The 6,403-nt window shown below is 60.0% G+C and carries 8 protein-coding genes; 3 read left to right on the top strand and 5 right to left on the bottom strand.

What is annotated here, in order from left to right; genetic code table 11:
* Nucleotides 1-182: 182 nt before the first annotated feature.
* The 5 genes from GGD53_RS13185 to GGD53_RS13165 are packed head-to-tail and all read right to left on the bottom strand — an operon-like array spanning nt 183 to nt 4,102.
* Nucleotides 183-1,340, bottom strand: a complete 1,158-nt coding sequence (locus GGD53_RS13185) for a glutathionylspermidine synthase family protein (protein WP_184456591.1) — start codon at nt 1,338-1,340, stop codon at nt 183-185.
* Between the two features lies 1 nt (nt 1,341).
* Nucleotides 1,342-1,944 (bottom strand): DUF1190 domain-containing protein, encoded by a 603-nt coding sequence (locus GGD53_RS13180; RefSeq protein WP_184456589.1) that lies wholly within the window; start codon nt 1,942-1,944, stop codon nt 1,342-1,344.
* An 11-nt stretch (nt 1,945-1,955) separates the two neighbouring features.
* Nucleotides 1,956-2,357, bottom strand: coding sequence for a DUF350 domain-containing protein (locus tag GGD53_RS13175; RefSeq protein WP_085781593.1), 402 nt, complete (start codon nt 2,355-2,357; stop codon nt 1,956-1,958).
* Between the two features lie 33 nt (nt 2,358-2,390).
* Nucleotides 2,391-3,050 (bottom strand): DUF2491 family protein, encoded by a 660-nt coding sequence (locus GGD53_RS13170; RefSeq protein ID WP_184456587.1) that lies wholly within the window; start codon nt 3,048-3,050, stop codon nt 2,391-2,393.
* Complete coding sequence (locus tag GGD53_RS13165; RefSeq protein ID WP_184456585.1) at nt 3,047-4,102, bottom strand: potassium channel family protein; 1,056 nt, start codon at nt 4,100-4,102, stop codon at nt 3,047-3,049. Before GGD53_RS13165 ends, GGD53_RS13170 begins: the two co-directional genes overlap by 4 nt.
* A 104-nt stretch (nt 4,103-4,206) precedes the next feature.
* On the opposite strand from GGD53_RS13165, the gene GGD53_RS13160 reads away from it, so the two are divergent.
* The 3 genes from GGD53_RS13160 (at nt 4,207) to GGD53_RS13150 (ending at nt 6,403) form a co-directional block, all read left to right on the top strand.
* Entirely contained in the window at nt 4,207-4,653 is a 447-nt protein-coding gene (locus GGD53_RS13160) for a DUF2170 family protein (protein ID WP_184456583.1), read from the top strand.
* Nucleotides 4,650-5,384 carry a PspA/IM30 family protein gene (locus GGD53_RS13155; protein ID WP_184456581.1) on the top strand — a complete coding sequence of 245 codons (735 nt, stop codon included), beginning with the start codon at nt 4,650-4,652 and terminating at the stop codon, nt 5,382-5,384. The genes GGD53_RS13160 and GGD53_RS13155 overlap by 4 nt, the downstream gene beginning before the upstream one ends.
* 356 nt (nt 5,385-5,740) lie before the next feature.
* Nucleotides 5,741-6,403, top strand: a complete 663-nt coding sequence (locus GGD53_RS13150; protein WP_184456579.1) for a ZinT family metal-binding protein — start codon at nt 5,741-5,743, stop codon at nt 6,401-6,403.

Here is a 6,403-nt window from a genome sequence, read left to right as displayed (position 1 = left end):
CATAGTCTCAAAGCTAAAGCCGAAGGGGTGCGTCTCACCCGCCCCCGCTCCTCCCTTGCAACCCGGCTCAGCCGGTCGGATCGGGGGCTGAGCGTAAGTGCCAGTGTCGCATTTCTAATCGGTTGGCAGAGTCGCATTCCTAATCAGCTTTGACATGCACGCAGTGCGGGAATTATTAATTGTCATTCCATTATAACGTGCGGAACGAAACGGGATAGATTGGCCGTTATACGCGAGCGGTCTTCGCGAACGGCAAGACCGCAGGCGCGATCACCGGCAACCCAGCTGCCGAGCACAGCAAAGCCGTTATCGCTTTCGAAAAGCGGGGCATAGGCCTGGATGACAAAACCTTCGTCGCCGTAATCGCCCGGTGCGGAAAACGCTTCCCGCCCGTCTCGAAAAATCGTGACGTTCTCGCCCTCGCGCGACAACAGTGGTTTGCGCACGTAGTCGGTCAAGGCCGAAGCCGCCGGATCATCGGTGAAATAACTCGGCAGCAGGTTGGGGTGATTGGGGTGGCGCTGCCAGAGCAGCGGCAGAAGCCCTTTGTTGGAGAGCACGGCCTTCCAGGCCGGTTCGACGAAAACATCGCCCGAACGGGCGAGTTCGCGGGCGAAAGGCTCGCGCAACATGAATTCCCATGGGTACAGCTTGAAGCAGCGGTCGATCACCCGATCCTTGAGGTCGGTGTAGCGGCCTTGCGCATCGATACCGATCTCCCGAATGTCCAGCAGCTCGACGCGATGGCCCGCCTGCACCGCACAGTCCATGAGGTAGACCGTCGTGCCGCGATCCTCCTCATTGTCGGTTATCGCGGCGAAATGGAAGATCGACTCCTTGGGAAATTGATCGAACGCCTCGACAAGACTCTCCTGCAGGAAATTATACTGGTCCGCATCTTTGGGGAGAACACCCAAAGCGATCTGATCGGTCAGCCAGTTGAACTGGAAATAGGCCGTCTCGAACACCGAGGTCGGGGTATCGGCGTTGTATTCGAGTAGCTTGGCCGGGCCACTGCCATCATATGCAAGATCGAACCGGCCGTAGAGGTGCCGGTCGCGGCGCTCCCAGGACCGCTGCACCACATCGCGCAGGTCCTCCGGAATGGCCAGCCTGTCGAGCGCCTCTTCACTGCTGACGATCTCGCCGACCAGATCCATGCACATATCATGCAGTTCCTGGCTCGGCTCCTCGATCTGCTTCTCGATCTCCTCGAGCGTGAACGTATAGGCGGCATCGTCGAGCCAGTAGGGCTCGCCATACATGACGTGAAATCCGAAGCCGACGGCCTGCGCCTTGTCACGCCAGTCAGGACGCGCCGGGAGCGTGATGCGCTTCATGTCAGCCGCCGAAACTGAAGGACGAACGGCCTCCGAAGCCCTGCCGGGCCACGGTGCGGGTATTGACGTTGACCGGCTTGACACTCTGGCGCGAGGGCGCGGTCACGCTGTCGATGCGCGTGCCACCCGAGCGAACGGTGGTTGTGACCGTCTGCCCCGAGCGATTGCGATAGATCGGTGTCGAGCCGTAATAGTAGCCGATTTCCTCCTGGCGCCGGCGATAATCGTAATAATCGCCAATGTTGTTGAGTGCCGAAGACAGCACGTAGCCGGCCAGGAACGGCACGAAGAAGCTGCCGCTTGCGCCGCTATTGTTGGGGACAGTGTTGGCCGGCTGTTCCGTGCACTGGCCAGCACCGTATTCGGCCTCGCAGGCGGCCATGCCGTTGAAACGTGGCGCGGTAGCGAGATGGGCGCGCATCGCATCCTGATAACTGGCCTGGCAGACCTGCCGATCCATGCCCGCCGCCACGCATTGGTCGACGGAGGTGAACATTATATCCGAAGGAGCCTCCTCGCCGCAGCCGGACAGCGCCAGGGTCGAGGCAGCGATGGTGCCAAGGGCCAGGAAAGGTCGCCTGTGCCCGCTCATGCGTCTGCGCATCTTTCCCTCCCTCAATAGGTCATGCAGGCGGCGTTGAGAATACCGACGACGAGCGCGATTCCACCGCCCCATATGCCCGCCGCGATTTCACCGGCAGTGATCTTTTCATGCAGGTCTTTCATCGTGAAGTTCGCGATGTAGAAAGCGAGGATCTGCGCCAGAGTGCCGATCACTGCCCATATGACGTAATCGACGACGCTGACGGAATTGGCTGCGGCAGAAGCCAGAGGCAGGCTGAAACCGACAAGCGCGCCCAAGAACGCGGTGACGGCCGCAAGATTGCCCGCCCGGATCAATTGGACCTCCTGTTGCGGCGTCAACCAGGTGTAGATCACCGCGAAAACGCCGTAGGCGGCGAGCCCGATGGCGAAATAGCCAAGGAAAGCAGGCAGGCCCGCCACGTAGTCGAGCATCGAAAATGTCCTCCGTTGAAATTGACAGATCCCTCAGACGCGACGAACGTCGGCCGCAGCCAATCCATAACCGATCAGAAATTCCACCGAGCTGCCCGCCTGGGCCTGGCCGAGATCGAGGTCGCGCTCGACATTGATCAGAAGCATTTCCCGCGTCGAGCCAAGCGGGCGGTAATACAGCATGCAGGTCTGGTGGATGGAGCGCTGCGTTTCACCATCACTGACCCTCTCGACAAATTCCACCAGTTGCGCCCGTTCCGGGCCGTCGCCCCAGAACCGGTTATAGAGGATCCCGTCGGCATCATAGGATGGCTGGCCGATCAGGCCAGCCGGCCCGGTCCAGCGGTTCCATTCGCTCTGGCCGGCGGGGACAACGCTGTCCCAAGGCTGATAAAAGCTGATGTCGTCGATCGCCTCACCCGGCTTACCCGACGCCGACATCACCTGAATCATCCGGTTCTCTTCATCGTAGTAGCGCGACAGAACGGTCGCGGCATCGAGCGAAACCTCCCCGTAGCCGGCAATGATGAACGGCCCGCTTCGCGGCAGCGGCATGGCCGGCTCGCCGCCCAAAGCATCGGCTTCGAGCGAGAGGAAATCGATCTCGAGCGCCCCGCCGATGGCCGCACTCAAGGGGCCGAGCTCTTCGGGTAAGGCCCCCTCGTTCTTGTTTCCGCCGAACCAGCCGATCATGTCACGTCTCCCATTCGAGCCCAGGCGATGGCAGCGGGATCTAGCCGAATTTCGCTGATGTAGTAAAGCGTCTCGCCGCCCCGCATCAGCGTCTCGTCCCGGCAATTAAGGTCCGTTACGCCGTGGCTCAGCATGCCGACGAGCGTCACATGATGCCGACGCTTGAGGCTTAAAAACATGTCGCCATAGGAGAGCGGCGTGTGCAAGGCCGGCACCGCCACGGAAAAGGCCGTGTCGGTGGAGGCAGCCGACAACAGCCGTGCGGCGATTTCCGAAGAACCCGGATCACGTGCGGAACGCGACAGAAGCTCCTCAGCGAGCGAACCCACCGCCTCGACACGCGGCCGACGCTGCTTGACCATCTGTGCTGTGCGGTCGTCGGCGAAATAGGCGACGATATGGGCCTTGGGCGCATGATCCTCGGCAATCAGCACCGCGGCCAGTGTTTCATCGTCATTTGCGCCGCGGGCGATGACTGCCCGCGCCTGGGCCACTCCGGCCCGCAGCAAAGCGTCGGCATCGGCAAGCCGTTCCGTGCGGACATAGTCAGCATAATTGCTGGCGGGATTTTCCGGCAGATCCTTGGCGACCAGAACCGTCATCGGTTCGTTGGCATGCCGTTCGGAGTGCAGCAGCCGCAACGTCTGGTACGTCTGGCCGTCTTGCCAACCCAAAACGACGATATGGCCGGTGCGTTCGCTGTAGTCACCCAATCCGCGCATGCGATTTCTCCAGATCGTACCGATCGCTGTCAACAACTTGCCAAGAACAGCGGTAAAGATGGCGATGCCGCCTGGCAGAACGACCAGGACAGTAATGATCCGGCCGAGGCCCGATTTTGGGGAAAGATCGCCATAACCGACAGTCGTTGCCGTAACCATGTAATAGTAAAGAAAGTCGACCGGATTGCCGACGAGATCACCTTCGCCGGCCAGCATAAAGAGCAGATAGGAAGCAACCAGATGCACAACGAGGATAATAACAAGGGCTGACCACGCCAATTCGCCAAGCGACAGATATACACGCCGCAGTAATGAAGCGATAAATGGCAAGCGATTCGCCCCCGTTGCTGCCCCCTACCCTACCGAAATTTATTTCGCGCGCCAGACCTTTAAGTTGTAAACCGATTACCCAGATATTCGCGACGCTCTAACCGATGGAGGACTTTTTGGAGACCTGGAGCCTTACCACTTTAACACGCCTGTTCGCGGCCGACCCGGAAGCGCTAGGGGATGTGGATGTAGCCGTGCCCGAACACGGGGACGTCATCTGCGTAACCCTCAAGGAAAGAGGCGATCTCGACGTCTTCGTCGCGGTGAGCGGAGAACGCGATATTCTTGTCAGTGTTGTCCTGGTGCCATGCAAGGAGGTGCCCAAGCGGGAGGCCTTCGAACGGATGGTTCTCAAGACGCACAAGTTCGTGCCGCTGTCGAGCTTCGGCATCACCACGATTGACGGTGAGGAATGGTATGAATTGTTCGGCTCGCTGTCGGCACGCTCGTCGGCCGAGGCCGTTGTCGAGGAAGTCGCCATTCTAGCTGCCAATGCGGTCGACGCGGCACATATGATTGAAGAATGGAAAAGCGGGGAGATTGCAGCGTGAGCACCTGGGGAAAGATTTTCACCGCCATTCGCGGCGGCATCAACGAGGCAGCGGAAGCGGCCGCCGACAGCCAGTCGATGCGCATTCTCGACCAGGAAATCCGCGATGCCGAACAGTCGCTGCGCCGGGCGCGATCCGATCTGGCCGGCATTATGGCATCGAACAAGAGCGTCATGCGCCGGCTTGAAGAAAACCGCACGAAGGAAGCCAAGGACACCGACAGCGCTCGCGCGGCGATCTCTGCGGGCCGCACGGATCTTGCGCAGGGTCTCGCGCAGCGCATTGCCACCATTCGCGCCGAAACGCAGCGAGACCAGGAAGAGCTCGATCGGCTGCTGCCCCGCCAGCAGCAGATGCTGCGCACGATCCAGGAAACCGAATCGCGGATCGCTCAGATGAAACGGGAGGTGGAGAATGTCAAAGCCAACGAGTCGCTGCTGCGCGCCCAGTCGGCGATTGCCCATAACCAGTCGGGCATCAATACCCGTCTCGGCAGCGCCGTCCAAAGCCTCGAACGTATCAAGAAGCGCCAGGAAATGACGGCCGGGCGGATCGAGGCCGGCGCGGAATTGGCAGCGCTGGAAAACGGCAGCGATCTCGATCGTCAGCTGCGCGAGGCCGGCATTGGCGGTTCGAGTGAATCGGCCGACGACATCCTTGCACAGCTGATGGCACCAAAGCACTCGGCCGAGCCCGTCTTGCTCCCCCCGCCCCCCGGCAACAAGAACTGACCATTGCCGGAGCGGCCGCCCGTCGAGAGATCGAAGACAGAGCGGCCGCACGTCGAACTCTGACGTTGCAGTCCGAGCAAGTCGAAGAATGTACGGCGCTGCCGGTGATCCGGTCAGGGGTTGCCGGCTAAGCGTGTGCGCCGACCGCGCGACGCCAGCACGATCCTGGATTTGGGCACTGATGCAGGTTGAATCGGAGCCCTTGCAGCGGGCGCCTCCCAATCAACTTGGGTGCAACGCGCATCAGCGGTTTTCGCCTTGCGCTTGCCGTCAAAGCACGCTAATTGGCGTTTGTAATGTTATTACATCACAAACCGGGCGCGAGTCGTGCCAGCCAATCAAAAGGGTTTCAGTGAATGAACAAGGCGATCACAACACTCAGATACGCACTGGCTGTAGCCGCAACATTAACATTTGCAGGAATGGCAGGCGCTGAGACATCTTCGGGAAACAATCACAGCCACAGCCATTCCCACGATCAACAGGGGTCGGTGTATCATGGGTATTTCGATGACGATCAGGTAAAGGCGCGTAAACTGTCGGACTGGGAAGGCGATTGGCAGTCCGTCTACCCCTATCTTGTCGATGGAACCTTGGATCCGGTGATGGCCGACAAGGCGAAACATGGCGACAAGAGCGCCGGGGAAAATCGCGCCTACTACGACACGGGATACAAGACCGACGTCGACCGCATCGTCATCAATGGAAAGAAGGTTACCTTTTTCCGCGGCAAGGACTCCGTCAGCGGAGACTACGAGACGGATGGGCACGAAATCCTCACCTACAAGAAGGGTAATCGAGGGGTTCGTTTCATCTTCAGGAAAAGCGCCGGCGATGACGCCGCACCTCGGTTCATCCAGTTCAGCGACCACATCGTCGCCCCGGAGAAGGCGGATCACTATCATCTCTATTGGGGCAATGACCGCGCCGCGCTACTGAACGAGGTCACCAACTGGCCGACCTATTACCCCGCGAGCCTGAGTGGGAAACAGATCGCCGAGGAGATGCTGAGCCACTGA

This window comes from Rhizobium aethiopicum, assembly GCF_014197535.1.
GTDB classification, from domain to species: domain Bacteria; phylum Pseudomonadota; class Alphaproteobacteria; order Rhizobiales; family Rhizobiaceae; genus Rhizobium; species Rhizobium aethiopicum_A.
The sequence above is the reverse complement of the archived record's forward strand: the minus strand, read 5'-3'. Positions and strand labels throughout refer to the sequence as shown.